This window comes from Polaromonas sp. P1_F2 (assembly GCF_056405735.1).
Genome location: NZ_JBFUBN010000003.1, coordinates 1 through 25,907, shown reverse-complemented (window position 1 = coordinate 25,907; position 25,907 = coordinate 1). Strand labels below are relative to the sequence as shown.

General features: G+C 60.9%; 25 protein-coding genes. 6 read left to right on the top strand and 19 right to left on the bottom strand.

The window, feature by feature from the left end; genetic code table 11:
- Positions 1–18: 18 nt before the first annotated feature.
- From pseI to AC1D0O_RS07040, 13 genes are all read right to left on the bottom strand, one after another.
- A complete protein-coding gene (gene pseI / locus AC1D0O_RS07100) occupies positions 19–1,068 on the bottom strand; it encodes a pseudaminic acid synthase (protein ID WP_477652843.1) in 1,050 nt (349 codons plus the stop codon).
- Positions 1,065–2,024, bottom strand: a complete 960-nt coding sequence (locus tag AC1D0O_RS07095) for an ATP-grasp domain-containing protein (protein ID WP_477652842.1) — start codon at positions 2,022–2,024, stop codon at positions 1,065–1,067. The genes pseI and AC1D0O_RS07095 overlap by 4 nt, the downstream gene beginning before the upstream one ends.
- A 45-nt stretch (positions 2,025–2,069) precedes the next feature.
- Positions 2,070–2,774, bottom strand: a complete 705-nt coding sequence (locus tag AC1D0O_RS07090; protein WP_477652841.1) for a metallophosphoesterase family protein — start codon at positions 2,772–2,774, stop codon at positions 2,070–2,072.
- Positions 2,775–2,800: 26 nt separating this feature from the next.
- A complete protein-coding gene (locus AC1D0O_RS07085; RefSeq protein ID WP_477652840.1) occupies positions 2,801–3,700 on the bottom strand; it encodes a class I SAM-dependent methyltransferase in 900 nt (299 codons plus the stop codon).
- A complete protein-coding gene (gene pseG / locus AC1D0O_RS07080) occupies positions 3,693–4,826 on the bottom strand; it encodes a UDP-2,4-diacetamido-2,4,6-trideoxy-beta-L-altropyranose hydrolase (protein WP_477652839.1) in 1,134 nt (377 codons plus the stop codon). Before pseG ends, AC1D0O_RS07085 begins: the two co-directional genes overlap by 8 nt.
- Positions 4,827–4,837: 11 nt before the next feature.
- Positions 4,838–6,166 (bottom strand): glutamate-1-semialdehyde 2,1-aminomutase, encoded by a 1,329-nt coding sequence (locus AC1D0O_RS07075; RefSeq protein WP_477652838.1) that lies wholly within the window; start codon positions 6,164–6,166, stop codon positions 4,838–4,840.
- A 40-nt stretch (positions 6,167–6,206) separates the two neighbouring features.
- Entirely contained in the window at positions 6,207–6,965 is a 759-nt protein-coding gene (locus AC1D0O_RS07070; protein ID WP_477652837.1) for a hypothetical protein, read from the bottom strand.
- A 10-nt stretch (positions 6,966–6,975) separates the two neighbouring features.
- Complete coding sequence (locus AC1D0O_RS07065) at positions 6,976–7,977, bottom strand: N-acetylneuraminate synthase family protein (protein ID WP_477652836.1); 1,002 nt, start codon at positions 7,975–7,977, stop codon at positions 6,976–6,978.
- A gap of 145 nt (positions 7,978–8,122) precedes the next feature.
- Positions 8,123–8,992, bottom strand: coding sequence for an aldo/keto reductase (locus AC1D0O_RS07060; RefSeq protein ID WP_477652835.1), 870 nt, complete (start codon positions 8,990–8,992; stop codon positions 8,123–8,125).
- The gene (gene pseC, locus AC1D0O_RS07055) at positions 8,989–10,161 is read right to left on the bottom strand and encodes a UDP-4-amino-4,6-dideoxy-N-acetyl-beta-L-altrosamine transaminase (RefSeq protein ID WP_477653302.1); all 1,173 of its coding nucleotides are present in this window, start codon (positions 10,159–10,161) and stop codon (positions 8,989–8,991) included. The genes AC1D0O_RS07060 and pseC overlap by 4 nt, the downstream gene beginning before the upstream one ends.
- Before the next feature lie 19 nt (positions 10,162–10,180).
- Entirely contained in the window at positions 10,181–11,110 is a 930-nt protein-coding gene (locus AC1D0O_RS07050) for an SDR family oxidoreductase (RefSeq protein ID WP_477652834.1), read from the bottom strand.
- A 94-nt stretch (positions 11,111–11,204) separates the two neighbouring features.
- Positions 11,205–13,031 carry an ABC transporter ATP-binding protein gene (locus AC1D0O_RS07045; protein ID WP_477652833.1) on the bottom strand — a complete coding sequence of 609 codons (1,827 nt, stop codon included), beginning with the start codon at positions 13,029–13,031 and terminating at the stop codon, positions 11,205–11,207.
- Positions 13,028–13,405, bottom strand: a complete 378-nt coding sequence (locus AC1D0O_RS07040) for a MarR family EPS-associated transcriptional regulator (protein ID WP_477652832.1) — start codon at positions 13,403–13,405, stop codon at positions 13,028–13,030. The genes AC1D0O_RS07045 and AC1D0O_RS07040 overlap by 4 nt, the downstream gene beginning before the upstream one ends.
- 323 nt (positions 13,406–13,728) lie before the next feature.
- On the opposite strand from AC1D0O_RS07040, the gene AC1D0O_RS07035 reads away from it, so the two are divergent.
- Both AC1D0O_RS07035 and AC1D0O_RS07030 read left to right on the top strand, forming a co-directional pair.
- Entirely contained in the window at positions 13,729–14,289 is a 561-nt protein-coding gene (locus AC1D0O_RS07035; protein ID WP_477653301.1) for a sugar transferase, read from the top strand.
- 38 nt (positions 14,290–14,327) lie between these two features.
- Complete coding sequence (locus tag AC1D0O_RS07030) at positions 14,328–16,283, top strand: polysaccharide biosynthesis protein (RefSeq protein WP_477652831.1); 1,956 nt, start codon at positions 14,328–14,330, stop codon at positions 16,281–16,283.
- Positions 16,284–16,309: 26 nt separating this feature from the next.
- On the opposite strand, the gene rfbC is transcribed toward AC1D0O_RS07030, so the two are convergent.
- From rfbC to AC1D0O_RS07005, 5 genes are all read right to left on the bottom strand, one after another.
- A complete protein-coding gene (rfbC, locus tag AC1D0O_RS07025) occupies positions 16,310–16,858 on the bottom strand; it encodes a dTDP-4-dehydrorhamnose 3,5-epimerase (RefSeq protein ID WP_477652830.1) in 549 nt (182 codons plus the stop codon).
- Positions 16,855–17,742 (bottom strand): glucose-1-phosphate thymidylyltransferase RfbA, encoded by an 888-nt coding sequence (gene rfbA / locus AC1D0O_RS07020; RefSeq protein ID WP_477652829.1) that lies wholly within the window; start codon positions 17,740–17,742, stop codon positions 16,855–16,857. The genes rfbC and rfbA overlap by 4 nt, the downstream gene beginning before the upstream one ends.
- Before the next feature lie 10 nt (positions 17,743–17,752).
- On the bottom strand, positions 17,753–18,649 hold the full coding sequence (gene rfbD, locus AC1D0O_RS07015; protein WP_477652828.1) for a dTDP-4-dehydrorhamnose reductase: 897 nt from the start codon (positions 18,647–18,649) through the stop codon (positions 17,753–17,755).
- Positions 18,650–18,657: 8 nt separating this feature from the next.
- Positions 18,658–19,722 (bottom strand): dTDP-glucose 4,6-dehydratase, encoded by a 1,065-nt coding sequence (gene rfbB, locus AC1D0O_RS07010; RefSeq protein ID WP_477652827.1) that lies wholly within the window; start codon positions 19,720–19,722, stop codon positions 18,658–18,660.
- Positions 19,723–19,820: 98 nt separating this feature from the next.
- Positions 19,821–21,806: an SDR family oxidoreductase gene (locus tag AC1D0O_RS07005; protein WP_477652826.1), complete on the bottom strand. Its 1,986-nt coding sequence runs from the start codon at positions 21,804–21,806 to the stop codon at positions 19,821–19,823.
- Between the two features lie 213 nt (positions 21,807–22,019).
- Here AC1D0O_RS07005 and AC1D0O_RS07000 point away from each other — a divergent pair, with 213 nt between their 5' ends.
- The 4 genes from AC1D0O_RS07000 (at position 22,020) to AC1D0O_RS06985 (ending at position 25,538) form a co-directional block, all read left to right on the top strand.
- Positions 22,020–22,529 (top strand): phasin family protein, encoded by a 510-nt coding sequence (locus AC1D0O_RS07000; RefSeq protein ID WP_477652825.1) that lies wholly within the window; start codon positions 22,020–22,022, stop codon positions 22,527–22,529.
- Between the two features lie 129 nt (positions 22,530–22,658).
- Positions 22,659–23,942, top strand: coding sequence for a patatin-like phospholipase family protein (locus tag AC1D0O_RS06995; protein WP_477652824.1), 1,284 nt, complete (start codon positions 22,659–22,661; stop codon positions 23,940–23,942).
- Between the two features lie 105 nt (positions 23,943–24,047).
- Positions 24,048–24,707 (top strand): TetR/AcrR family transcriptional regulator, encoded by a 660-nt coding sequence (locus AC1D0O_RS06990; RefSeq protein ID WP_477652823.1) that lies wholly within the window; start codon positions 24,048–24,050, stop codon positions 24,705–24,707.
- A gap of 57 nt (positions 24,708–24,764) precedes the next feature.
- Entirely contained in the window at positions 24,765–25,538 is a 774-nt protein-coding gene (locus AC1D0O_RS06985) for a tetratricopeptide repeat protein (RefSeq protein WP_477652822.1), read from the top strand.
- A gap of 127 nt (positions 25,539–25,665) precedes the next feature.
- Here AC1D0O_RS06985 and AC1D0O_RS06980 read toward each other — a convergent pair.
- Positions 25,666–25,907 (bottom strand): transposase (locus tag AC1D0O_RS06980; protein WP_477652821.1); only part of this gene is annotated, 242 nt, incomplete at its 5' end.

Here is a 25,907-nt window from a genome sequence, read left to right as displayed (position 1 = left end):
CCGGAGATCCGGCAACACTCACTTGAGGAGATCCCATTGCAATGGCGTTCCCCGGGCAGCGTCCCGCTTGATGGTTTTTCCCATCAGGACTTCGAGGTACTTGGGAGGCAGCCCGAGCCCTGGGCGAATGGCCCTGACATTGTCCGGTGTCAAGGTCTCACCGGCCTTCATGTCACGCACCACATACAAGGATCGACGGAATTGCAGAGACTTCTTTTCGGCTTCGGTCGGTCCATAACTGACTTTCCCGAGCGACTGCCACGCCCGTGCGGACTCGGTCACAAGCTGCGCCATCTCCGCGGGCTCCATGGAAAAGCTGCTGTCCACGCCACCGTCGGCGCGATTGAGGGTGAAGTGCTTTTCAATCACCGTCGCGCCCAAGGCGACGCTGGCCACCGAAACAGCCACCCCCATCGTGTGGTCCGACAAGCCCACCTCACAGCCAAACAGTTGACGCATATGCGGGATGGTCGTTATGTTGGTGTTCTCCGGTGTGGCCGGATAGGTGCTCGTGCACTTCAGGAGTATCAGGTCCTTGCAGCCCGCTCCGCGCGCTGCGCGAACCGTCTCGTCGATCTCCGCCACTGTCGCCATCCCCGTTGAAATAATCAAGGGCTTGCCGGTAGCAGCCACCCGGCGAATCAAGGGCAGGTCCGTGTTTTCGAATGAAGCGATCTTGTAGCAGCAGACATCGAGGCTTTCGAGAAAATCGACGGCGGAATCATCGAAAGGCGTGCTGAAGGGAATCATCCCGAGCTCGAGAGCCCTGTCGAAGATAGGCTTGTGCCACTCCCAGGGCGTGTACGCCTGGCCATACAGCTTGTACAGCGACGCCCCTTCCCACAGGCTTTTGGGATCGCTGATGTGAAACTCCCGCTCATCGATGTCCAGCGTCATCGTGTCGGGCGTATAGGTCTGGATTTTCAGTGCGTGCGCACCCGTCTTTGCGGCGGCCTCCACAATTTCCAGTGCGCGGTCCAGCGACTGGTTGTGGTTGCCCGACATCTCCGCAATGATGAAAGGCGCAAAGCCCGCGCCGATTTTTCTGTCAAGGATTTGTATCGTCATGCTTGTTCCAATGTATGAGGTTTGAGCACCTGCGCTCCCTGCAGGCGGACGGCGGTGGTGCCGGCTCTCGGTGAAAAAAGATGCAAGTCCTCCTCCATCAAGTCCTGGATGGACCAAACCAGGTCACAAAAACCCATCTGATGGCGCATCAACACCGTGGATGAAAAACGGGGATTGATCTCGAAAATCCGCGGGCCATTTTCTGTAATCCGAAGCTGGACATTGATTGAACCGCGCAGGCCGATGGCTTCGGCGAGCCTGGAACACTGCGAAAAAACCTCTGGCTCATCAATCACCTGAGCCCAGCCGGTAAATCCGCCCGTCAGTGTTCTCAGCAACTGCAGAACGGCAATACGCCCCTCGCTGGTTCGAAATACGCCGCAGGTGACTTCCTGGTCCGCTGGTAACAGCAACTCCTGGACGATGGCGTCGGCATGCCGGTGGCGGTAAAACTCCACCTCTTCCGCTGTCTCGCACCGAAAGACGGCCTTGGACCCTGCCCCCCGTCTCGGCTTGAAAATACAAGGCAAGTTTTTTTGAGGCAAAAAGTTCTCAGCCAGGTCGGTCCATGGCGCAGGCACACCGATGGAAGCAAGAAACTGTGCGGTCTTCAATTTATCAGCGCCGACCTCTATCGCGAGGCGATTGGCCATCAGCAATGAGGCTCCGCCGATCTTGCTATGGCCCCTGGACGCCAGAAGCTGCAATTCAGCCTCGGACATGGGAATCACCAGATCAATGGCATGCCGGCTCACGATCGTCTTCAGCGCATCTTCGTAAGCGGGGTCAGACGCCCTGGGAGCCTCATGAAAGCGGTCGACAAACAGGCTCCCCGCATGCCGCGAATGCACGTCGATGCCGGTGAGGCGCCAATCGGGGAATGACTGCCGGAGGATGGCCGCAATGCCTTGGGCAATATCTCCGCCGATCGCCGTGATCAATACATTTTTTCTCATGAGGTCCAATTTTCGCAATATCTGAGCCACTGCTGCGTGCGTCGGCTAGCGCTTTCCCAAAAGCACATTTGCCAGGTAGGGAAGCTCGGGATGCCGCTGGGCGGCCAGTGCCACCACGGGAGAGGCATCATAAGGCGCGGTCATGAGCATAAGTTCCTGCGACGCGGTATCCAGCAACGCCCAGTGCGCCGCGGGAATCCTGTTGCGCGGCTGCCCCACGGAGCCGGGGTTGACCAACACCGTCTTTCCGACTCTCTCCACCATGGGGTAGTGGGTATGCCCCATCACAACCCAGTCATAGCCTGGCTCAGCGCAACTGTCGAGAAGATCTGCTTTCGCGTCCGGATAGACGTATTGGTTCACATCCCACGGAGAGCCATGGCAAAGCAGCAACGATTTTCCGTCAAACTCGAAAGAACTGGGGTGCGGCAGATGGCATAGCCAATCAAGCTGGGCCGGCGTCAATGTCTCAATCGCCCTGTTCACCCCCGAGCCGTAAGTGGCGTTGATTTTTTCAAGAGAGGCCGGCGCACTCAAGGCATCAATCAGCATGTCCTCGTGATTACCGCGCACCGCCGCGATGTCCCAGTCGCGCAGCATGTCCATGACTTCCCTGGGCCAAAAATAGTATCCGACGAAGTCCCCCGTAATCAGCAACTTCTCCACGCGCGCCACCCGCGCGGCGTCAAGCACGGCCTTGAGCGCAAAGCTGTTGCCGTGTATGTCGCCAAGTAGAGCGATGCGCATCATGTACCTCCGGTCATTCAAACACCGGCTCAACCACCCGGGGGGAGCTTCTTCAGAACGGCACAGATGTTCCGCCCAACACCTATCTGAAATGCGGCGCGGTAAAACTGAAGGTATTTATCAAGCCCGTTTCTGGAAAAAAATAAATCCAGCGATACCCTGGCCTGATGGGCAAACTTGCCATTGGCTTTGTCCGTGACATAGTTTTCCGCATTGCCCCAGAGGTACATTTCAATTGGGAAATCTGAAATTCCGTCGGCGAGCTCAAATCCACACGCTTGTGCGACCGTCGGAAGATTTTTCTCATTGAAGTAGTTCAGGTGCTGCGGGGGAAGGAACCAATAGTCGCGATTGATGCGCCCCTGCCGATCCGCGAGTGCCTGAAGATCGCTGAAATCATTCGGCACCTGAACGAGAAGGCAGCCATCATCCGTGAGCAACTGCTGGAGCTTTCGCAACAGCTCTTCGGGATGAAGAACATGCTCCAGCACATTCTGCAGAACAAGAACATCTTTTTTGACGCCTTTTTCTATCAGGTCATTCAAATACACATTGGGATCGGTCGCCGCAACGCGAGAGATCATGGCGGGGTTGAACGCCGCAACCGGCGCCGACTGATAGTCAACCCCCGAAACATTCCATCCCCTCGCCGCCGCACTGCTCAGGACAAAGCCTTCGCCGCAGCCAACCTCCAGGAAGTCGACAGTGTTTTTTCCCGGGCAGTTCTGCGCAAGCAACTCCACGACACAATCCGCTCGCAAGCGCTTCTGCTGGATTTCATCCTCGCTGTAGGACGCTTGATACGTGGCGGTAACACCTTCGCCGTAGTAGATTTCGCGGTAAAAAGTGTCCAGTTCTTCCTGTTTGGGCCGAGGAACTGCCTGCACGTATCCAGACGCCAGCGTTTGCTTCTCAAATTTCTCATTCATGATTTGTTTTCCCTTGGGCAACAACGACGCGGCCGGCCAATTGAAGAGTTCGGGCAATCATCAGGTCCGCCGTCCGCTGCGCGCCCTCTCCGTCGCACACGGCATGGCACCGGCGAGACCATTCGGAGATGTCTTCCGATTCGATGATGTCACTCAATGCACTGAAGATGAGACCCTCATCCACCTGGTCCTGAAATCCAAGGTAGCGGATGAGGCCCGCGCTTGCGAGATCTTGGCAAACAGGTTTTTGGTTCTCGGCAAGACCGATCACCACGGAAGGCAAGCCCAGGCATAAGCGCTCCCAAACCGTTGCCCCGCCGGCGCCGATCGCAAGATCGGCCGTCGCCATCAGGGGACCCAGCGAGGGCAAAGAACCATGCAGGAAAATGTTGGAGTATCCCGCCACTTGTTTTCGAACATCTTCGTACCTTACGCTTCCATTCGGCATCACAACGTCCAGCCGGATGTCGGGTCGCGCCAGTTTCTGAAAGGCGCTGATCGCCCGCCCCGTCAGATTCATCGTATCGGCGCCTCCAAAGAACACGAATATCCGGCGCACCGTGCTCTTGGGCTCGGCACGCGCATGAAGCTCCGCATAAACAGGCTGGAGCAGCGCATATTTCGGGCCAAGCAACATTGCGCAATCGGAGGGGGTCTTGTCGATGTAACGCTGTTGCAGGTTCAGGAAGAAATTCTGGTCCAGCAATATCTCGCAAGCATGCAAGCGATCCGCAAGATCATCAATGGCCATCAAATGGTCCACCGCCGGGCGAAGAAGGGTCTCCCACTGATGGCCCAACGCGTAGTGGTCCACAATCAGCCATTGCGGCCGCGCACCCGCCTGCTCGATAGCGGCGCGGGTCAGCCGGGCATCCTCCATCAGCGACGATCCGAGCCAATCGGCGTGCGTCTTTTCCAAGGCGAAAGAAGCCGTCTCCGTCACCGGAAGACGGGCAACGGCGAACCCACGCTCCTCAATAAGCTCGCTCAGATTTCCCGCATGCTGTTTGCACACAAACGTGGACTGCAATCCATGCTTGCGCAAGGCGCTGGCCAGGGTCAGGCAACGCATCACATGGCCGTAGCCCATGATGGCCGAAGCGTCTGTGCGAAAAAAAACGTCCACTCGGCCGCCAGCTAGATTTTTTTGCGGAAAACGGGTTTCGCGGGCCGGCCAATCAACAACTGGCTGGTGGTTCCAGCGTCGACGGCTTTGCGGTAGACGGCGCAGGACTCGTCAAACGCCATGACAAGGAGATCCATCTCCGCCTGCTGGTGCGACCAGGTCGGATAAAAAAGCCCCTGGAACAGGATCCCGCGCGCGATCATTTCCTGCAGCATCAGGGTGCGGAAGGCATCATCAGCCTCACCCGCAGCATTGCGGCAGGCCAGCGCAAAAAGGCAAGGGTAACCCAGCAGCTGCAACGATTTCCCGAGCCCATGCTTGCCAATGACCTGCTCCAGGCGCAGCTTCAATGCCTCGCCTCTGGCCCAATTGCTGGTGATCATGTCGTGCTGCTTGAACGCTTGTATGGTGGCAATCATGGCCGCCAGGCCTATGGTCTCCGCGCCATGCGTTGTGGAGATCAGGAAGAGCTTGTCGTCCCCTTCGCGGCGAATGCCGCCCAGCTCCATGATGTCCGCGCGACCGGTCAACGCGCAAGCTGAAAAACCGTTGGCAATCCCCTTGCCCCAGGTCGCCATGTCGGGTTTCACGCCGTAGTAGTTGTGGGCGCCTCGAAGGTCCCACTTGAAGCCGGAGATCATCTCGTCGAGGATCAGCAGTACTCCCCGGTCCTTGCAAAGCGCAGCCACCTTGTGCAAAAAATCATCGACCGGCGGGTCAAACTTGACGGGTTCCATGATGAGGCACGCGATGTCATGGTTTTTGTCGGCAAGCAGGGCCTCGACAGATGCGTAGTTGTTGTAGCTGAAGGTGGCGGTCATCGAGCGAACCTGGGCCGGAATGCCAAAGTCGCAGGGAGTGGTGGAGATGAACCAGTCGTCGAAGCTGAAAAAATTGTGCTCTTTCGCGATGGCAACCCTGTTGCGGCCAGTGAAAGCGCGGGCAAGCTTGACGGCCGCGGTCGTGACCGTGGAGCCGTTCTTGGCGAACTTGACCATGTCGCCAGACTGCACCGTTTCGAGGAAAAGCTTGGCGGCGTCCAGTTCAATCACAGCAGGGCGCTGGAAGTTGGTGCCCTGAAAGGCCGCATCGGACACCGCCTGGGCGACGGGCTCATAGCCATGGCCGATGCAGACCGAGGTAAGGCCCATGCTGCAGTCGATAAATTCATTGCCGTCGAGATCCCAGACATGCGCGCCCTTGCCGCGCACGATGGCGGCGGGTGCATTCAGGGGAAACTGGTCATCCCCCTTGGAATAAGTGTGGGCGCCGCCGGGGATGTAGTCATGCACTTCGGCGGAAAATCGGCGGGACAACTCGTAATTGGTGACTTTATTCATTTACGTTTCCGGTCAGGTTTTATGCGGATGGGTATCTTGATCAGCCCCAGCGGTACATGGTTGCGTAGCCCGCCTCGGCAAACGGTGCCGTCATTTCAATCAGCCGGGGATTGGCGTCCAGGAATTTGACGACCTCAGGCACGGAGATTCGCGGGGCCGAATTTTTGAAAACGCCATAAATGATTCGGCATACCGCCAGATCTTCGGGATTGTCGACGGTCAGGCGCAAGTCCTTGCGAATCAGGGCCGGGGGCACATCGGCCTTGATGATGCGGTAATGCTGGTGATTCTCGCGAATATAAAGCGAGCACAGTTCCGAACGGTGCTTTTTTCCCCCTTTTTCGTGGGACTCCTGTAGCGCCTTCAGGGAAATGATTTCAAAACCGCATCCGTCAATCACGTCATCGAGGAAAGAAGCATCCGCGCCATCGGCCTGATGACGGCGCCACAAATCCTCGACAGGATCGAAGTAAAGGAATGGGGACTCGCTGGTGACCCGGAACACGTCGGTGGCGCCGGCAAGCAAACCGCAATCGATCAGCCTGGACAACACGTCGATTTGATCTCCAACGACATACCGCAGGCCCTTTTGCCCGGCGATGACCTTGAACACCTCGTTTTCGACGCCCTCCGAAATACCCAGAACGATCTCGTCAATGCAGTCAATCGTTTCAAGGCAGCCGATGATGTTGTCGATGATCCGGATGCCGTGTTCGACATCCAGGTTCTGGACGGGCTTGCCGTACAGGCGCGCGCCCTGGTTGCGGCAGGCAATGGCGGCGACAAGTCTTCTTTTCATACCGCTCCCTCTATTCAATATCGGCCGCGGCGACCGGCGCGTTTTTGAGAACCTTGCGTTTCAGGGTCTTGCCGTAAACCGGCGCCAGGTCGGTCATGATCTGCTCCGAAGACGTGCGCTTGAGCACGAGGTCGGCGGGCGAAATGACCCGCCCGGCGTCCAGATCAGCCCCTGCGACCACATGGCGCCGGATCACTTTCCGATAGCCCTGCTCCGATTCGCTCATCCCAAAATCCATTGCGTCGCCGGCCGACCCCAGGGCTTCCGAGCAGGCGCGCAAGGTCTGGGTGAATTCCAGAAACTGGTCTGGATTGAGTGCCGACTCGTGGTCTTCAAGCTTCATGACCTGGCCGAAGGTCAGGTGTTTCTCGATGACACGCGCGCCGGCGCCCAGCGCAACCGCAGCCAATGCGTAACTCAGGGGACTGTCCGGGGAGGCATGGTCGGCAAAACCAATCGACACATGGGGATGCCCCTTGGCCAGGCGTTCCACCAGCAGCCTGACCCGGGCGATCTGGTTGGTCTCGGTCGGCGTCGGGTAACCCTGGAACCCGAGAAGGACCACGACCTCCTTGTTCTGGAGCGCGGCAACGGCATGTTCGATTTCAGCCGACCACGCACCGCCCGCGCCGAGCAACACTTTAGGAACCGCGCTGCGGGCCACTTCCGCGAGCAGGCCCAGATTGGCAATGTCGGTGCCATGCAGTTTGACCGCGGAAGCGCCTATGGTTTCGGCCAGTTTCAAGCTGCGCGAACCGAAAATATCGACCTGCAGCGTAATGCCCAACTCTGTTGCGTATTTCGAAAGGCCCATCCACACCTCGTCCGTCATTTCCAGCGAACGGAACAGGTCGTAGTATTTGTAGTCCGGCGTCGCCAGCTCGTCGGCGTACACCAGCTGGTATTTGGCCGCATCCGCGCCGGCGGAAGCGGCGGCTTTCATGAGCAGGCGGGCTTGTTCGGGACGCCCCTCAAATCCCTGCGCGAGTTCGGCGATGATTTCGATGGTCATGGTTTTTCCTTGTTCATGTCAGTTTCTCTACCGTATGCTGTGCGCGGCGACCAAACGCAGGCCGGCTTGACGTCCAACCGTGTGCCAGACGACAACGGAAATGGCAGCCAATCCACGGATGATGAGCAGCAAGTCCATGGTCGAATTAAAGAAAGGCCGGCCAGCGCGCCGGATTCAGCAAATCGGAATCGGTCGTCGCGAGTGCATCGGGCGCCCGTCGCTGTCCGGATTCCGCACAGGCCAGAATTTCATTGAGCTGGTCCAGGCTGTCAACGCCAACCACGACACGGTCGATTTCCGGGTAGGAAAGAACGTGGCCGAGTGCGGCGCGCAAAGGATCCACACCCGCATCGGTGACCCAGGCCCGCCATGACGACCACAGGGGCTCCCATCGCTCGAAGCCGGCAGGTGATTTCCCTGTTGCGCAGAGCAGCAGCCCTTGCAGAAAGGCCGAACGCACATGGATTTCAACGCCTTCAGCATGCAGCCGATGCAGCCACCCCGAGGTGGCCAGCCTTCTGTCAAGCACATTGAAGGGCGCCTGGACAAGATCGAACACATACTGAGCGCAAAGCTCGTCGAGCTCGGTCGGTTCGTAGATTGAAATCCCGATTTTTTCGACTTTCCCGGCGTGCTTGAGCTGCAACAGAGCCTGGTACAGCTGCCGCCCATCCGCACCCAGGAGCTGGCCGGGCCGATGCAGCAGCAACCCGCGAAGACGCGGCAGCTTCAGCCTGGCGAGCGAAGCATCCACATTCGCGGTAACCCACGCCTGTATGTCAGCGCACCCTTCAGGAATAGCCGGCAGCTTGGAAACAACATTCCAGCCTCCGACGCCGGCTTCGCCCAGTCGCTGCTCACTTTGGCCATAGGCAATCGCCGTGTCGATCGTGTCCATGCCGGCCGCTTGGGCGCGCGCAAGAATCTTGACGGCCGCGTCGGCCGTCACCTGGCCGTCGGTATTCGCGATACCGTAAGCCAGGCCGAACTGGGCGGTGCCGAGCGCCAGCTTCATCCAAGCAGCTCCAGCAACAAGGCAATGACGCCATCCTGTTGCGCATCGGTCAGGTCGACATACAGCGGCAGGCTTAGCGCTTGGGCGTAGTACGCGTTGGCTTGCGGATAGTCGGCGTTAACACATCCCAAGCGCTGGTAAAAGGGCTGCATGGTCACCGGGATGTAGTGGACCTGCGCGATCACGCCGCGCTGGCGCAGCTCGCCCATAAACACCGCGCGGGTGGTGCCCGCCGCGGCGAAGTCGATGCGCACCGGATAGAGGTGATGCGCGCTCCGGTCGCGGCCGGCCGTCTGGGCGGGCCTGATCAATTTTGACCCAGCAAAGGCCGCGTCGTAGCGTTTGGCGAGCGCGCGCCTGCGCGCAACAAACATGTCGAGCTTTTTCATTTGCGACACGCCGAGCGCGCACTGGATGTCGGTGATCCGGTAATGAAAGCCCAGCTCCTGCATCTCGTGGTACCAGGGATTGGGAACGCCGTCGGTCTGGGCGTTCTCCGGCAGCTGGTAGGTATCCGCTTCCTTGTTGATCCCGTGGCTGCGCAGGCGCAGCAGCTTGCGATAGGTTTCCTCATCGTTGGTGGTGATCAGCCCGCCTTCGCCGGTGGTGATCGACTTCACGGGATGGAACGAGAAAACGGTCATCAGCGAGTATTTGCAATTGCCTACCGGCGAACCGTCGGCATAACGCGAACCCAGGGCGTGGGCGGCGTCTTCAACAATCACCGCGCCGGCGCCGTCCGCCATCTTCTTGATGGCCGCCATGTCGCAAGGCAGGCCCGAAAAATGCACCGGGCTGATGACCCTGATCTCGGGATGCTCCTTCAGTTTCTTTTCGACGGCTGCCGGGGATATGTTGACCGTATCCGCATCCACGTCGGCAAACAGGGGCGTGCCGCCCGCATAGACTGCGGCGTTCGAGGTGGCCACAAAAGTGATGGGAGACGTCAGGAGCGCATTGCCCGGGCCCACCCCGGCAGCCAGCGCAGCCATGTGAAGAGCGGCTGTCCCGCTCGAAACAGCCACCGCATAACGGGCGCCCACGTAGTCGGCGATGGCTTGCTCAAACTTCGCGACCATGGGTCCCTGCGTCAGGGCGCTGCTGCGCAGGCAGTCCACCACCGCCTGGATGTCTTCTTCGTCAATATGCTGGCGTCCATAGGAAATCATGTTCACGATAGGTCCATTCTTATTTTGGGTTGACTGATTTCAGTAGTTCGGCGCCGCGCCCTGACAACTCCTGCTGGCGCAGCGCGGCCAGGAACTGCGGCACGTCGCCAAGATTCCGTCCCAGGGCTTCGCGCGCCTTGCGATTGTCCAGGGACATGTCATGCGGCCGCGCCGCCACGAGTTCGGAGCCATCGAAGCTGTGCCGCAAAAGCAGGTGTTCGGGCAGCGAGAAATCCTTTGCCACAATGCGGGCAAACTCGTATTTGGACATGCGCTGGTCGCCGACCAGGTTAAAAACGCCCGAAGCGCCCTTCTCCACCAGTTCATGCGCGGCCAGAGCCAGTGCATCGGCAAGAATCGGTGTGAAAAAAACATTGTCGAACAGGGACAGCTCCTTGCCGGCCCTCAGGTTGTAAATCAGCCAGTCGGTGAAGGACTGTCTCGTGGCATGGCCCCAGCCGAAAAAATTGGTGCGCACCACCAGCGCCGCGGGATTCGCCTGCATTACGGCGGTTTCCGCGAGCGCCTTGGTCCTCCCGTAGTGGTTCACGGGCTGAGGCGGCTCAGCCTCCGTACACATGCTTTGCCGGCCGGAGAAAAGGTGATCGGTGGAGACATGAACCAGCGCGGCGCCCCGCGTTGCGGCGGCCTGCGCCACATTTCTGGCGATTTCGACATTGGCCTGGTGAGCCAGCGCCGGAAGTTGTTCGCAGCGGTCCACGCTGGTCAACCCCGCGGCATGGACGACAAGATCGGGCGAAACTTCATCGAATTGGGTTCGCAGCCGGTCCGGATCATCCAGAACCAAAGGAAGCGTGCCGACGTCGGCAAGCTCAACCGAATGCCGGTGAGTTCCCAGAGTCACATCCCAGGTGCCGCGCAACGCGCAGGCCCAATTGAGCGCAAGCAGCCCGCTTCCGCCGGTAATAAGGAGTCGCTTTTTTTTCATGCTGAATAAGGGCCAAAGATCCCGGCCAAGTGTGCAACCGACACGAAGCAGGAGAGCTCCAGGATGCGACGTCCAGAAGAAAGAACGGGTGCGGTCATTGCACTTGCACCACGGTTGCGGCCATCTGACGAAAGCCAGGGCTGGCAGCAAGCAACTCGCCATATGTGCCTTGCGCCGCTACACGACCACCCTCGAGTTCAAAAATCGTATCGCACTCCCTGACTGTGGTGAGCCGATGCGCGATCAGGATGATGGTCAGATGTGGGCCCAGCCCTTGGATAGCTTCCATGACAGACTGCTCCGTGGCGTTGTCCAGTGCACTGGTCGCCTCATCAAAGACGAGCACATCAGCTTCTTTATACAAGGCACGGGCAATCCCGATGCGTTGGCGTTGCCCCCCTGAAAGACGCACCCCACGCTCGCCAACTGCAGCGCTGTAACCGTCCGGATGCGCTTCTATGAACTCGGCAATATGCGCCTGCGCTGCGGCCTGGCGAACCCGTTCCATATTGATTTCCGCCGGCGGCACACCAAGCGCTATGTTTTGCGCCACTGTGGCATCAGCCAGAAAGATGCTCTGCGGCACATGCGCAATCGTGCGCTGCCACGCACGGATCTGATTCTGCGAAAGGGGTTGACCATCCACCAGAAACGCACCTTCCACCGGATTCACCAAGCCCATCAGCAAATCCAGCGTCGTGCTTTTCCCACTGCCCGTACTGCCGACGAAAGCGATTTTGGCCCCTTTAGGAATCTCCAGAGTCAGGCCATCAAGCACCCACGGGCCGGCAGGCGAGTAACGAAACTTGACGTTTTCAAACCGTATCGAGTGCTTGAACCGCAACGGTAACGGAGGAGGCAACAGCAGCTCGGGCGGAACGGGTTGGTCCAGCAGGATGATGGTTTCAACGAGCGAGGCATGGCTTCCACGAATGGTGGCCCAGGCGTTATACGCCTGCTGCAGGGCGGGAAGCATCCGCTGCGCGCCTAGAGCCAGCGCGCCGAGAACAGGCAGTGCTGTGGCAATACCGCCAGGCTGGCGGCTTAAGCCGTATGCCAGGACGGCGATAAGGACCATGCCCAGCGACTCCATCGCGAAACGGGGGCTCCCGGCGAGGAAAACATTGTTCCCCTGCGCATGCCTGAGCTGCTGGCTGGACTGGTGAAATTCCGCGCAGTAGATGGGTTGAGTACCATCAAGAAGCACATCGCGGATGCCGCCCAAACCCTCCTGAAGCGCTTTGACAACCTGAGTTTGCCCCGTAGCCATCCGTTGACTGTTGCGCTTTAACTTGCGGCGCGACAGCGTCGAGATCAGTCCATATGCGCCGCCAAAGGCAATGGCAGACACAAGGGCGATCTTCGGGTCGATGGCAATAAGTGCCAACATGATTGCGCCCAACAAAACCGTCGAGCTAATCAGTGTCAATACCTGATTGAGCACGGAGACTGCCGTGGCGACCTTGCTGGTAATCCCGCTGATCACCTCACTGCTGTTGCGCGAGATGTGGACAGGGTAAGGCTGATACAGCGTGCGGCGATAAATATCAAGGCTGAGATCGGCACCGCTGCCGAAAGCAAGCCGTGTGCTCATCCACAGCAAAGCTATTCGCAGGACACCCGCCACAACGGCAGCCACAGCAAATGCCACGGTAATGGGGAAAAGCAGTTGGTCGGCGGAAGCAAGCCCCAGAGACTGGGCCGTGGACGCCACCCCCGGATAGGCATAGACCCGCTCCGGCGCGGTCAGGATTCCCAGAAAGGGCAATACAGCCCCCAAACTCACCACTTCAGCGAAAGCACTGAGCAGCATCAGGCCCAACAGCAGAAAGAATTGCCCGCGCCGGCGCCGGCTCAAGTGGAACCACAGGCGGACAAGCAGCCCCCTGCCGGCCGGTGCGCCGCCCTCATTGGCCTTCATGACCGTGCACCCATCGCCGCACCCGGCTCGGCGGCATCCGGTGCAGCGCCCTCGGCGCTTTCCAGTTCCCGCCTCAACTGTTGTATTTCCTGGTTCAGGGCTTCGTATTCGGAAACCTTGCGCTTCAAAAACCGGGCGGTCAGATTGGCCTTTTCAGCAATACCGGCGGGAGTGAGCAGATAGGCATACGCAAGCTTGTTATCGCTGCTGCGAAAATTCTGCACCTTGATCAGCCCTTTGCTCATCAGTGCCTTGAGGCAGTAGTTGGTCTTGCCAAGACTGATCCCCAGCGCATCCGCCAGGCCGCGTTGATTGACTCGCGGATTTGTCTGCAGCAAACGCAGCACCTGCAAATGGGACTCTTCAGTGGACATTTTTAAATTTGGACCGGCCAGATAAGGACCAGATAAGGGTAAGACCCTTCAATCCACCAACCGGAAGCACCTCGAGGGAAAGGAGGGGGCGAGACAGGGCTTGTTCAATTGATGAACAGTATAGCTCCACGAAACTCCTTTTTCCACCCCACCGAGGCAGCCCGGAGCTCGCGCCAAGGGTTGCGGACGGCGTTACCGCAAATTTACGTCGGCATAGAATCGAGCGTCACATGCTGCTACGTGGAAATTACAGGGGACCCGGGAGGCTGGGTATTAAAAGGATAAAACATGAAAAATTCAAACCAGCAAAAGGTGTGGTTCCTTTGAAGCGGCTATTCGATCTGGCTCTGGCCATCCTGCTGTCGGGCGTTCTGGCCCTTCCCATCCTGATCGTAGCCGTCCTGGTCCGGCTCACATCCGCCGGTCCCGCCTTGTACTGGTCTGATCGCGTTGGCCGCCGGAATCGGATATTCAGGATGCCCAAGTTCAGGAGCATGCGCACGGGTACGCCGGCGGTTGCCACGCATTTGCTGGCGAACCCGGCGGCGCACCTGACCCCCATCGGCCCATTTCTGCGCAAAAGCAGCCTCGACGAACTCCCGCAGCTTTGGAGCATCCTGGTCGGCGACATGAGCTTTGTGGGACCGCGGCCGGCATTGTTCAACCAGGATGACCTGGTTGCCTTGCGCACGGCGCAGGGGGTGCACGAACTGGTTCCGGGGCTCACGGGATGGGCGCAAATCAATGGCCGTGACGAACTGCCGATTCCCGAAAAAGTGGCGCTGGATGCAGAGTATCTGCGGCGGCGATCACTCTGGTTTGATATCCGGATTTTGTGGCTGACCGCGGCCAAGGTGCTGCGCCGCGACGGCGTTTCCCACTAAGCCGCATAACCGGCATAACCCCCTACGATGCGAAGTCAATGATCAAACAGAAATTGCTGGGCCAGTCGCGGCGCGTCAAGCAACTCGTGGTGGCGTTCGCGGACGTCGTCATGGGTATTGTGGCCGTATGGATCGCCTACTCGCTGCGGCTGGACGCCTTGCACTGGCCCTATAGCGTCCACCAGTGGTGGCCTTACGCGCTGGCACCGGTATTGGCCGCTCCGATCTTCTGGCGCAATGGCCTTTACCGGGCGGTTTTCCGGCATAGCGGCATGGCGGCGATGCGGGCGCTGGTGATTGCCGTATCGCTGTACGCGGTGCTGTTTTCCGGCCTGCTGGTATTCATGTCATGGCCGGACGTGCCGCGCTCCCTTGGCCTGCTGCAACCCCTGATACTGATACTCCTGGTGGGCGGCAGCCGGGCTGCCGCGCGGCAATGGCTGAGCAGTCTTTCAGCCCGTCAGCGCCGGGGCCTGCCAGTCAGCCGCTTGCTGATTTACGGCGCAGGCTCCGCAGGCGTGCAAATCGCCAATGCCATCGCCACCTCCCATGAATTCAAACTGCTGGGATTTGTTGACGATAGCCGGGCGCTGCAAGGCTTGACCATCAACCACGTGCCGGTTTATGCACCGGCGGAGCTGCCTGGCCTGGTGAAACAACTCGAGATCACCGACCTGCTGCTGGCCTTGCCGTCCATCACCCGTGCCCGCCGCAACGAGATCCTGAACGAGCTGCAGCCGCTGCCGGTCCACGTGCGCTCCCTGCCCGGCCTCACGGACGTTGCCCATGGCCGCGTGGCGCTGGCGGACATCAAAGACCTTGATGTGGAAGATTTGCTGGGCCGCGATCCGGTTCCGCCCGATCGCGCGCTGCTGGCGCGCAACCTGAAGGGCAAAGTGGTGCTGGTCACCGGCGCCGCCGGCAGCATCGGCAGCGAATTGTGCCGCCAGATACTGCAGGAACGGCCCGCGCGCCTGATCCTCGTCGAGCACAGCGAGTTCGGCCTCTACAGCATCCACCAGGAACTTGAGCATTTATGCCGGCGCATGGCCGGGCATGGCGGCGTAGCCGTGGAACTCGCGCCCTTGCTGGCCAATGTCCGCGACTACGGCCGCATGCTGGAAATCTGCCGGGCCTACCAGCCGCACACGATTTACCACGCAGCCGCCTACAAACACGTTCCGCTCGTCGAAAGCAATCCCGCCGAGGGGGTCGCCAACAATGTGCTGGGCACCTTCAATACGGCACGCGCCGCGATAGAAACCGGTGTCAGCCATTTCGTGCTCGTGTCCACCGACAAGGCCGTGCGACCCACCAACGTCATGGGGGCCAGTAAGCGCCTCGCCGAGATGGTGTTGCAAGCGCTCTCGGCAACGCCGGCCCCGAGTTTCGGCCCTGGAGCTCCTGCAGTGAACAACCGCACGCGCTTTGCCATGGTCCGCTTCGGCAACGTCCTGGGCAGCAGCGGCAGCGTCGTGCCGCTCTTTCGGCGCCAGATTGAAGCCGGCGGCCCGATCACCCTGACCCATGCCGACGTGACGCGCTATTTCATGACCATCCCCGAGGCCGCCCAGCTCGTGCTGCAGGCGGGCGCCATGGCCGAAGGCGGTGAAGTCTATGTGCTGGACATGGGCCAGCCGGTGCGCATCATCGACCTGGCGCGCCGCATGGTGAAGCTCTCCGGCTTCACGGTGCGCGACGAAAACCGCCCCGACGGCGACATCGCGATCGAAGTCACCGGTTTGCGCCCCGGCGAAAAGCTGTATGAAGAGCTTCTGATCGGCGACAACCCCGTCGCGACGCTGCATCCCCGCATCCTCAAGGCGCACGAAGAATTTGTGCCCTGGGCGGATTTCCGCGGAGACCTGGAACTGCTCAAGATCGCAGTGAAAGCCAACGACACCGCCACCTTGCGGATATTGCTGCTCAAGCACGTCAGCGGGTTCACACCCGACGCCCAGGACAGCGACCTCGTCGGCCTGGCCAGCGTTTAAAACGCCCGTTGCCGGTGTAAGCGGTTCTAGGGCGCCGACACGGCCGCTTTGAAACTCAGGCCCGCGGCGTCCTTGCCCGAGAGCAGGGGCGAGCCGCCTTCCAGAGGCCAGGCGATCCCCAGCGTGGGGTCGTTCCAGACGATGCAGCGCTCCTGCTCGGGCGCATAGTAGTCGGTCGTTTTGTACAAAAATTCCGCGCTGTCGCTGAGCACCAGGAAACCGTGCGCAAGGCCGGGCGGCACCCACAGCTGCCGGTGATTCTCCTCGCTGAGCTCCAGGCCAAACCATTGGCCGAAAGTCGGCGACGCGGGGCGGATATCAACCGCGACGTCGAAGACGGCACCCCGCACGACACGCACCAGCTTGCCTTGCGGCTGCCCGACCTGGTAGTGCAGGCCGCGAAGCACGTTTTTTGCCGACCGGCTGTGGTTGTCCTGGACAAAATTGAAATCCGTACCCGTCGCGGCATTGAACGCGCGCTGGTTGAAACTCTCCAGGAAGAAGCCGCGCTGGTCACCGAACACCCGGGGTTCGAGAATGAGCACGTCCGCGATCGGCGTGGGTGTGACTTTCATGGCCGGCCGGCCTCCTTCAAAAGGTTCTGCAGGTACTGGCCGTAACCGCTTTTTGCCAGCGGCTCGGCGAGCTTGTGCAACTGGGCGTCGTCAATGAATCCGTTGCGCCAGGAAATCTCCTCCGGGCAGGCGATCTTGAGTCCCTGGCGGTGCTCCAGCGTCGCGATGAACTGGCTGGCATCCAGCAAGCTGTCGTGGGTGCCGGTGTCCAGCCAGGCATATCCGCGCTGCATGATCTGCACCTTCAGCTGGTTTTGTTCCAGGTAACGCTGGTTGACCGTGGTGATTTCAAGCTCGCCGCGAGCGCTTGGCTTGATCGACTTGGCGATCTCGACGACCTGGGCATCATAAAAATACAGGCCCGTGACGGCGTAGTTGCTTTTGGGCGCGGCCGGTTTTTCTTCAATGCTGCGTGCACGTCCGGTGGCATCGAACGCCACGACACCGTAGCGCTCCGGGTCCTTCACGTGATAGGCAAACACCGTCGCCCCCGACGTTTCGGCATCCGCTTCATTGAGCAGCTTGTGCAGGTCGTGGCCGTAAAAAATGTTGTCGCCGAGCACCAGGGCGCTGGGCGCGCCGTTCAGGAATTTCTCCCCGATGATGAAGGCCTGGGCCAGGCCGTCGGGGCTGGGCTGCACGGCGTATTGGAGGTTCATGCCCCACTGCGATCCATCCCCCAGGAGCTGCTCGAAGCGCGGCGTATCCTGCGGCGTGCTGATGATCAGCACCTCGCGGATGCCGGCGATCATGAGCGTGCTCAGCGGGTAATACACCATGGGCTTGTCGTACACCGGCAGCAACTGTTTGCTGATGGCCAAGGTGGCCGGATGCAGGCGGGTGCCGGAGCCGCCGGCCAGGATGATGCCTTTGCGTTGAGTCATGTGTGAGCGATCAGGTAATTTCCGCCAGCATGCGGGCCACGCCCTGCTGCCATGCCGGAAGCTGCAGGCCAAAGGCGCTACGAAGTTTGGCGGTGTTCAAGCGCGAATTATGCGGGCGTTGCGCCGGTGTCGGGAAGGCCGATGTGGCGACAGGATCCACGGTCTCCGGTGAAGTCTTGAGCGCCCTGCCGCTTTTCGCCGCGCAATCGAGAACAAAGCGCGCATAGCCGTGCCAGGACGTTTCGCCCGCGGCCGCCACGTGGTAGATCCCGGCAAAGCCCGCTGTGGACCCCGTGAGCGCGCCGCGCAGCATGTGGGCCGTGACGTCGGCCAGCAGGTCGGCTCCTGTCGGCGCGCCGAACTGGTCGCTGACGACCGTCAGGCGGTCGCGCTCGGCAGCCAGGCGCAGCATGGTTTTGGCGAAGTTGCCGCCACGGGCCGCATAGACCCAGCTGGTGCGAAGAATCAGGTGCCGGGCACACAAGGCGGCGATGCGCTGCTCGCCCTCGAGCTTGGTGCGGCCGTAGACGCTGAGCGGACCTGTCGGGTCGCTTTCTTCCCAGGGCTTGCTGCCGCTTCCGTCGAACACATAGTCCGTCGAATAATGAACCAGCCATGCACCGGCGGCGTCCGCCGCTTCCGCCAGCACGCCCGGCGCTTCGGCATTGACGGTATGCGCGGTACCGGCATCGCCTTCGGCCTTGTCGACGGCGGTGTAGGCGGCGGCATTGACGATGACCTCAGGCCGGACCTGGCGCACCGTCTCGCGGATGCCGTCCAGATTGGCGAGGTTGCCGCAGAAGTCATTGCTGTGGCGATCCAGCGCGACCAACTCGCCCAGAGGCGCCAGGCTGCGCTGCAGCTCCCAGCCCACCTGGCCGTTCTTGCCGAAAAGCAGTATCTTCATGCGCGCGCTCAGGCCGCGGCCGTCGCGTACTGGGCATCGACCCAGTCGCGGTAAGCACCGCTCTGCACATGGGTGACCCATTCGGGGTTGTCCAGGTACCACTGCACGGTCTTGCGGATGCCGGTTTCAAAGGTTTCAGCGGGCTTCCAGCCCAGTTCACGCGTCATCTTGGCGGCATCAATCGCGTAGCGGCGGTCGTGGCCCGGCCGGTCCTTGATGAAGCTGACCTGTTCGCGGTAGCTGCCACCGGCGCGCGGGCGCAGCTCGTCGAGCAGCGCGCACACCGCATGGACGATGTCGATGTTCGGTTTTTCGTTGTTGCCGCCGATGTTGTAGGTCTCGCCGGGTTTACCGGCCTCCAGCACGCGGCGAATGCCGCTGCAGTGGTCCTTGACGTACAGCCAGTCGCGCACCTGCTGGCCGTCGCCATAGACCGGCAGCGGCTTGCCGGCCAGGGCGTTGACGATCATCAGCGGGATCAATTTTTCCGGGAAATGATAGGGGCCGTAATTGTTGGAGCAATTGGTGGTGAGCACCGGCAGGCCGTAGGTGTGGTGGTAGGCCCGGGTCAGGTGGTCGCTGGCCGCCTTGCTGGCCGAATAAGGGCTGTTCGGCTCGTAGCGGTTGGTTTCGCTGAAGGCCGGATCGGCGGGCTTGAGCGAACCGTAAACCTCGTCGGTGGAAACCTGCAGGAAGCGGAACGCGGCCTTCTCGCCGTCCGGCAGGCCGGCCCAGTACTGGCGGACGGTTTCCAGCAGGCGGAAGGTGCCGACGATATTGGTCTGGATAAATTCTTCGGGATCCGCAATGGAACGGTCCACATGCGACTCCGCCGCGAAATGAAGCACGGCACGCGGCTTGTGCCTGGCCAGCAGTTCAGCGACCAGGGCCCTGTCGCCGATGTCGCCCTTGACAAAAACATGCCGTGGATCGCCCTTGAGGGGCGCCAGTGTTTCCATGTTGCCGGCGTAGGTGAGCTTGTCCAGGTTGACGACCGGCTCGTCGCTGCCTGCCAGCCAGTCAAGAACAAAATTGGCGCCGATAAATCCGGCTCCCCCCGTAACCAAAATCATGAGCTCACCTTCCATGCGCCGCTGCAGTGCGGCACCAGCTCACATTATGCCCTCGGCCTCGCGGCGAGAAGGCCGGGCGGCAAGGGCCGCCGCCCCGGTCAGAAGTGAATCCCGCGCATCATCTGCTGCATGGCCACGGCCTCGGCGGACAGCTGCGGTTTGGCGCCCTTCTCGCCCTTGGCGGCCGAAGAGTCGGGGAACATGCGGAAGCTGGTGTTCATGGCGATCTGCGCGATGCGCGGCACCAGCGCGTGCATCAGCTGGCCGGTGATGCCCAGGCGCGTGGCGACGCGCACCGGCTTGAAGATGCAGGCCTGCGCGATCATGTCGGCGGCCTCTTCGGGAGACAGCGTCGGCACGTTGTTGTACAGGTTGGTGGGCGCGATCATGGGCGTGCGCACCAGCGGCATGTTGATGGTGGTGAAGCTGATGCCGACGTCGGCGAACTCGCTGGACGCGCAACGCGTCCAGGCGTCCAGCGCAGCCTTGGAGGCCACATAGGCCGAAAAGCGCGGTGCGTTGGTCAGCACGCCGATGGAACTGATGTTGACCACATGGCCCTTGCGCTTGGCCGCCATGCCGGGCAGCAGGCCCATGGTCACGCGCAGGCAGCCGAAGTAGTTGAGCTGCATGGTGCGCTCGTAGTCGTGGAAGCGGTCGTAGCTGGCCTCAATCGCGCGGCGTATGGAGCGGCCGGCGTTGTTGATCAGGAAGTCGACGCCGCCGTGGTTGGCGATCAGCAGCTTGAGGAAACGGTCGCAGTCGGCCATGTCGGCGATGTCGGCCGGGTAAGCCACGAACTGGTAGCCCTTGGCCTTGGCCTCCTTGCAGGCCTCGTCGAGCTTGTCCTGGTCGCGCCCGCAGATGACGGTGACCGCGCCGGCCTCGGCGAACTTGTGCGCCGCGGCCAGGCCTATGCCGGAAGAGCCGCCGGTGACCAGCACCACCTTGCCGCCCACGGTGCCCTTGAGCGAGCGGTCGATGTGCAGGTCGGGATCCAGGTGGCGCTCCCAATAGTCCCACAGGCGCCAGGCGTAGTCCTTGAGGTTGGGGCACTCAATGCCGGCGCCCTTGAGCGCGGCCATGGTCTCGCGGCAGTCGAAACGGGTCGGGTAGTTGACGAAGGTCAGCATGTCCTCGGGCAGGCCCAGGTCGGCCAGCACCGCGTTGCGCACGCGCCGCACCGGCGCCAGCGCCATCAGGCTCTTCTTGACGCCGCGCGGGATGAAGCCCAGCAACGCGGCATTGATGAACAGGTTCATCTTGGGCGCGTGGGCTGCGCGACTGAAGATGTCCAGCACGTCGCCGACACGGTAGCCCACCGGGTCCACCAGGTGGAAGCATTTTTTGGCGATGCCGGTCTTGTGGCTGATGTGGTCCAGCGCGTCGACCACGAAGTCGACGGGGACGATGTTGATGCGCCCGCCTTCCAGGCCCACTGCCGGCATCCAGGGCGGCAGCAGCTGGCGCATGCGCTGGATCAGCTTGAAGAAGTAGTAGGGGCCGTCGATCTTGTCCATCTCGCCGGTGGTGCTGTCGCCGACCACCATGGCGGGTCGGAACACCGTCCAGGGCACCTTGCATTCCTTGCGCACGATTTTTTCGCTCTCGTGCTTGGTCATGAAGTACGGGTGCTCGTAGTTCTCGGCCTCCTCGAACATGTCCTCGCGGAACACGCCTTCATAGAGGCCGGCCGCGGCGATGGAGCTCACGTGGTGGAAGTGCCCGGCATCGATGGCCTTGGCGAACTCCACCGCGCTGCGCGTGCCCTCGATGTTGACGGCGATCTGGTTCTCCTCGTCGGCGCCCAGATCGTAGACCGCGGCCAGATGGTAAAAATGCCCGACCTGGCCCTTGAGCTTCTTGATGTCCTCGCTGCTGACGCCCAGTTTCTTGCTCGTCAGGTCGCCATGGACGGCGACAGCCCGCGCGGCGCTGACGCCCCAGTACTCCCTCAGTGCCGCCACTTTGCCGGCGCTTTCCTTGCGGATCAGGAAATGAACGGTCGTGCCTTTTCGTTCCAGAAGTTTTTTGACCAGGCGTTTGCCGATGAAGCCTGTGGCCCCCGTGACGAAATAATGCATGTTGTGTTTTCTCCGCTGAACTATCGATCGAAAACTGATTCTTGCTTAAACCGCATCACTCTCTATTCAGCAGAAACCCGCGCTCAGCGGCTCGGGGCGTGCTTTTCCATAGAGCGGGGCACCTAAACAGCGCCGCGGGGAAGCCTTATATTTTCCGGTCTATGCGGCATACTGTCCGCGCAAATCCACAACCTTCACTGTCTGGAGTCCACCATGGTCAAGAAACTGCAAAAAATGAGCGCCGACAAAAAATCCGGTCCCCAGCTGTCGGGCGCCGTCAAAGAGTCCGCACAGCAAATCTGGCTGGCCGGCCTGGGCGCCTTCTCCAAGGCGCAGGAAGAAGGCGGCAAAGTGTTTGAAACCCTGGTCAAGGAAGGCCTGTCCATCCAGCGCAAGACCCAGGCCGTCGCCGAAGGGAAAATCTCCGAAGCCACCAACAAGATGGCCACCATGGCCACCGACATCCAGTCCAAAGCCGGTCACCAGTGGGACAAGCTCGAAAACATTTTTGAAGACCGCGTCGCCAAGGCTCTGAACAAGCTTGGCGTGCCTTCCGCCAAGGACGTGGACGCACTGATCGCGCGTATCGACGAACTGAACCGCAACGTGCAAAAAATGAGCGGCAAGGCTCCCACCGCCAAGACGGCGGCCAAGGCTGCCGCAAAGCCCGCCGCCAAAAAGGCCCCGGCCGCCAAGCGCCCGGCCGCGCGCAAGTCGGCTTAAGCACTTCGAACTTCACCAGAAAAAGGGACATGCCGTCCCTTTTTTTACGCCTGTGCGCGCCTCTCCGCCTGCGCGGTTTTGCTGCAAAGCAGCAAATATTTCCGAAGCCGCCGTCTACACTTTCTTTCCATGACCTCTGCCAAGCGTTCAAAAAGCAAATCTTCCACGAGCCAGCCGCGCATCGCCTTGGCTCTCGCCGGCGGCGGTCCCCTGGGAGCGATTTACGAAATCGGCGCTCTTTGCGCACTTGATGAATCCCTGCAAGGCATCTCCTTCACTGAACTACACCACTATGTCGGTGTCTCGGCCGGCGGTTTTATCGCGGCGGGCCTGGCCAATGGCATGACGCCGCGCGAACTGTGCGCTGCCTTTATCGAAAACGGCGACCAAGCCTCGGAGGTGTTCGACCCGGCCTGGCTGATGGTGCCGGCTTATGGCGAATTTTTGCGGCGCGGCATCACCCTGCCCGGCCTGGCCGTGTCGGCCGCATGGCGCGCCACCTTTGGGCGCAAGTCTTTTGTGCATGCACTGGAGGCGCTGGGGCCGGCCCTGCCCACGGGCATTTTTGCCAATGACAAAGTCGACACGCAACTCGAAAAGCTGTTCTCCAAGCCCGGGCGCACCAACGACTTTCGCAAGCTCCGCACGCGCCTGACGCTGGTGGCGACCAACCTGGACAGCGGCGACGCCGCGCCCTTCGGCCGCCCCGGCTGGGACCATGTGCCGATTTCCAAGGCCGTCCAGGCCAGTTCGGCCCTGCCGGGCCTGTTCCCGCCGGTGGAGATCGACAGCCACTACTACGTGGACGGCGCCCTCAAGAAGACCATGCATGCCGGCGTGGCCATGGACGAGGGCATAGACCTGATGTTCTGCCTGAACCCGCTGGTGCCCTTCAATTCCACGCGTGCCCCCCGACTGGCCATGGACCAGCGCGTCATGCGCCGCGGCCTGCCGCCTGAAAAGCAGGCCATCCCGCGCATCGTCAGCGGCGGCCTGCCAGCGGTCATGAGCCAGACCTTCCGCTCCATGATCCATTCGCGGCTGGAGCTGGGCATGAAACACTACGAGCACGCCTATCCCGACACCGACATCGTGCTGCTGGAGCCCGACCACCGCGATGCCGAGCTGTTCCTGGCCAATACCTTCAGCTACCGGCAGCGCCGCGAACTGGCCGAACACGCCTACCAGCAGACCCGGCAGATGCTGCGCTCGCGCAAGACCACGCTGTCGGCCAAGCTCGCGCGGCACGGCGTGACCCTGAACCTGGACGTTCTGGAAGACCCCAAGCGCCACCTGGTGGCCGCGAGGCCGGCCGCCACCCGCGTGGGCCGCGCCATCGCCTCGCTGGAGGAAGTGATGGAGGATTTAAGCCATGCGCTGCAACCGGCTTCCCGCGGGGGGGTCCCGGCGTAACCCAAAGGTTCTCCATGGGCGGATATTGAGGCTTGGTGGACTTCCCTAGTTTCGCGCCGGCCAGCGCCGGGTTAGAGTTCAAGAACAATACGAGGTAGACAACTTATGGCGAAAAAAGCGCCGCGCCGTACAGCAGAGCGGATCCTGGAGGTCACCCTGGACCTCTTCAACCGCTTTGGCGAGCCCAATGTGTCGACCACCTTGATCTCGGCCGAGCTCAACATCAGCCCCGGCAACCTCTATTACCACTATCCCGCCAAAGACGAGCTCATCAACTCGCTGTTCGACCGTTACGAAAAATCCCTGGGCGAGCTGCTCAACGCCAGCGACGGCGTGCGCGACGTGGAAGACGCCTGGTTTTTCATGCACACGCTGTTCGAGCTGATCTGGCAGTACCGGTTCCTCTACCGCGACCTCAACGACCTGCTGAGCAAGAATCGCCGGCTGGAAACCCACTTCCAGTGGGTGCTCAAGAACAAGACACGCGCCATCAAGAGCCTGCTCGACGGCATGAGCCGCGCCGGCGCCGTGACCATCGATTCGCGCGAGGTCGAGGCCACGGCCACCAGCATGGTGGTGGTGCTCACCTACTGGCTCAGCTTCGAATACGTGCGCGACCCGCGCAATGCGCTGGAGCCCGCCAATGCCCAGGCCGCGCTGCTGCGCGGCGCGCACCACGTGCTCAACCTGCTGATCCCCTACTTGGAACAAGGCCAGCGCGCGCACCTGCAGGCCCTGGTCGGCGCTTACAGCAACCCGGCTTGAGTTCCTTCAAACAGCCCTCATTGATAACACCAACAATTTTTACAGGAGACAAGACACATGGCCAAATGGACCGCTTTTCCCCATGCCGGCGACTACGCATTTGATGCCGCCAGCCTGAAAAAGAGCTGGGCCCGCCTGCACACAGGCGACTGCGAGCCCCTGCCCAAGGACACCGACGTGCTGCAGGCCTGGGTGCTGTTCCACAACGGTGAATTCCAGAAGGCCTCTGACGCGGGCCTCAAGGCCGGCGGCGACGGCATCACGGTGGCCAACAAGGCCGCCAGCATGTACGCCACCTACCTGGAAACCAAGGAAAAAGCCAAGCTCGACCTCTTCATGGAAGTCGCCGCCCGCGCCGAAGCCCAGCAAAAAGACGACCCGAAGAATGCCAACGCCTGGTACTGGCAGGCTTACGCGCTGGGCCGCTACAGCCAGGGCATCAGCGTGGCCAAAGCCCTGGCCCAGGGCCTGGGCACCAAGGTGAAGAACGCACTCGAGCAGGCCATCAAGCTGTCACCCAAACACGCCGACGCCCACATCGCGCTGGCCGCCTTCCACGCCGAGGTGATCGACAAGGTCGGCTCGCTGATTGGCGGCATGACCTATGGCGCCAAGAAGGACGTGGGCCTGTCGCTCTACAAGGACGCCCTGAAACTACACCCCGGCTCGGCCATCGGCATGATCGAGTACGCCAATGGCATGGTCATGCTTGAAGGCGACAAGAAGATGAAAGAAGCCACCAAGCTTTATGAGCAGGCTGCGGCGAGCAAGCCGCTGGATGCTACGGAGAGGTTGGATGTGGAGATGGCTAAGGCAGAGTTGGAGGACTAAGCTTGCGCTTGGCCGGTTCTTGCTTCGGCCTTTGCGCTTCGGTTTTCTCTTCTTAGTTCAGCTGGCCGGGGGTTGCCCGGCAGCAAGTAACTTTCTTTTGCTTCGCCAAAAGAAAGTCACGGCGGATTCAAACCCCAAGTGCAACAGTCGGAATAAGGCCAGCATCTTTCATGGCCTTGTTGTTAAAGAAGACCTCGGCGGGGCTTTTCCAGCCAAGAGTCTTGCGTGGCCTGATGTTGAGCTCCCAGGCCATGAGATCAAGCTCGTGCTGCGAGTACACGCTCAGGTCCGTGCCCTTGGGAAGATACTGGCGCAGTAGGCCATTGGTGTTCTCATTGATGCCGCGCTGCCAGGGGCTGCGGGGGTCGC

What these genes read in the sequence shown, in the direction of transcription:
- pseI (WP_477652843.1), bottom strand. Translation starts at nt 1,068, where the DNA reads ATGACGATACAAATCCTTGACAGAAAAATCGGCGCGGGCTTTGCGCCT.
- AC1D0O_RS07095 (WP_477652842.1), bottom strand. Translation starts at nt 2,024, where the DNA reads ATGAGAAAAAATGTATTGATCACGGCGATCGGCGGAGATATTGCCCAA.
- AC1D0O_RS07090 (WP_477652841.1), bottom strand. Translation starts at nt 2,774, where the DNA reads ATGATGCGCATCGCTCTACTTGGCGACATACACGGCAACAGCTTTGCG.
- AC1D0O_RS07085 (WP_477652840.1), bottom strand. Translation starts at nt 3,700, where the DNA reads ATGAATGAGAAATTTGAGAAGCAAACGCTGGCGTCTGGATACGTGCAG.
- AC1D0O_RS07075 (WP_477652838.1), bottom strand. Translation starts at nt 6,166, where the DNA reads ATGAATAAAGTCACCAATTACGAGTTGTCCCGCCGATTTTCCGCCGAA.
- AC1D0O_RS07070 (WP_477652837.1), bottom strand. Translation starts at nt 6,965, where the DNA reads ATGAAAAGAAGACTTGTCGCCGCCATTGCCTGCCGCAACCAGGGCGCG.
- AC1D0O_RS07065 (WP_477652836.1), bottom strand. Translation starts at nt 7,977, where the DNA reads ATGACCATCGAAATCATCGCCGAACTCGCGCAGGGATTTGAGGGGCGT.
- AC1D0O_RS07060 (WP_477652835.1), bottom strand. Translation starts at nt 8,992, where the DNA reads ATGAAGCTGGCGCTCGGCACCGCCCAGTTCGGCCTGGCTTACGGTATC.
- pseC (WP_477653302.1), bottom strand. Translation starts at nt 10,161, where the DNA reads ATGATTTCCTATGGACGCCAGCATATTGACGAAGAAGACATCCAGGCG.
- AC1D0O_RS07050 (WP_477652834.1), bottom strand. Translation starts at nt 11,110, where the DNA reads ATGAAAAAAAAGCGACTCCTTATTACCGGCGGAAGCGGGCTGCTTGCG.
- AC1D0O_RS07045 (WP_477652833.1), bottom strand. Translation starts at nt 13,031, where the DNA reads ATGAAGGCCAATGAGGGCGGCGCACCGGCCGGCAGGGGGCTGCTTGTC.
- AC1D0O_RS07040 (WP_477652832.1), bottom strand. Translation starts at nt 13,405, where the DNA reads ATGTCCACTGAAGAGTCCCATTTGCAGGTGCTGCGTTTGCTGCAGACA.
- AC1D0O_RS07030 (WP_477652831.1), top strand. Translation starts at nt 14,328, where the DNA reads ATGATCAAACAGAAATTGCTGGGCCAGTCGCGGCGCGTCAAGCAACTC.
- rfbC (WP_477652830.1), bottom strand. Translation starts at nt 16,858, where the DNA reads ATGAAAGTCACACCCACGCCGATCGCGGACGTGCTCATTCTCGAACCC.
- rfbA (WP_477652829.1), bottom strand. Translation starts at nt 17,742, where the DNA reads ATGACTCAACGCAAAGGCATCATCCTGGCCGGCGGCTCCGGCACCCGC.
- rfbD (WP_477652828.1), bottom strand. Translation starts at nt 18,649, where the DNA reads ATGAAGATACTGCTTTTCGGCAAGAACGGCCAGGTGGGCTGGGAGCTG.
- rfbB (WP_477652827.1), bottom strand. Translation starts at nt 19,722, where the DNA reads ATGATTTTGGTTACGGGGGGAGCCGGATTTATCGGCGCCAATTTTGTT.
- AC1D0O_RS07005 (WP_477652826.1), bottom strand. Translation starts at nt 21,806, where the DNA reads ATGCATTATTTCGTCACGGGGGCCACAGGCTTCATCGGCAAACGCCTG.
- AC1D0O_RS07000 (WP_477652825.1), top strand. Translation starts at nt 22,020, where the DNA reads ATGGTCAAGAAACTGCAAAAAATGAGCGCCGACAAAAAATCCGGTCCC.
- AC1D0O_RS06995 (WP_477652824.1), top strand. Translation starts at nt 22,659, where the DNA reads ATGACCTCTGCCAAGCGTTCAAAAAGCAAATCTTCCACGAGCCAGCCG.
- AC1D0O_RS06990 (WP_477652823.1), top strand. Translation starts at nt 24,048, where the DNA reads ATGGCGAAAAAAGCGCCGCGCCGTACAGCAGAGCGGATCCTGGAGGTC.
- AC1D0O_RS06985 (WP_477652822.1), top strand. Translation starts at nt 24,765, where the DNA reads ATGGCCAAATGGACCGCTTTTCCCCATGCCGGCGACTACGCATTTGAT.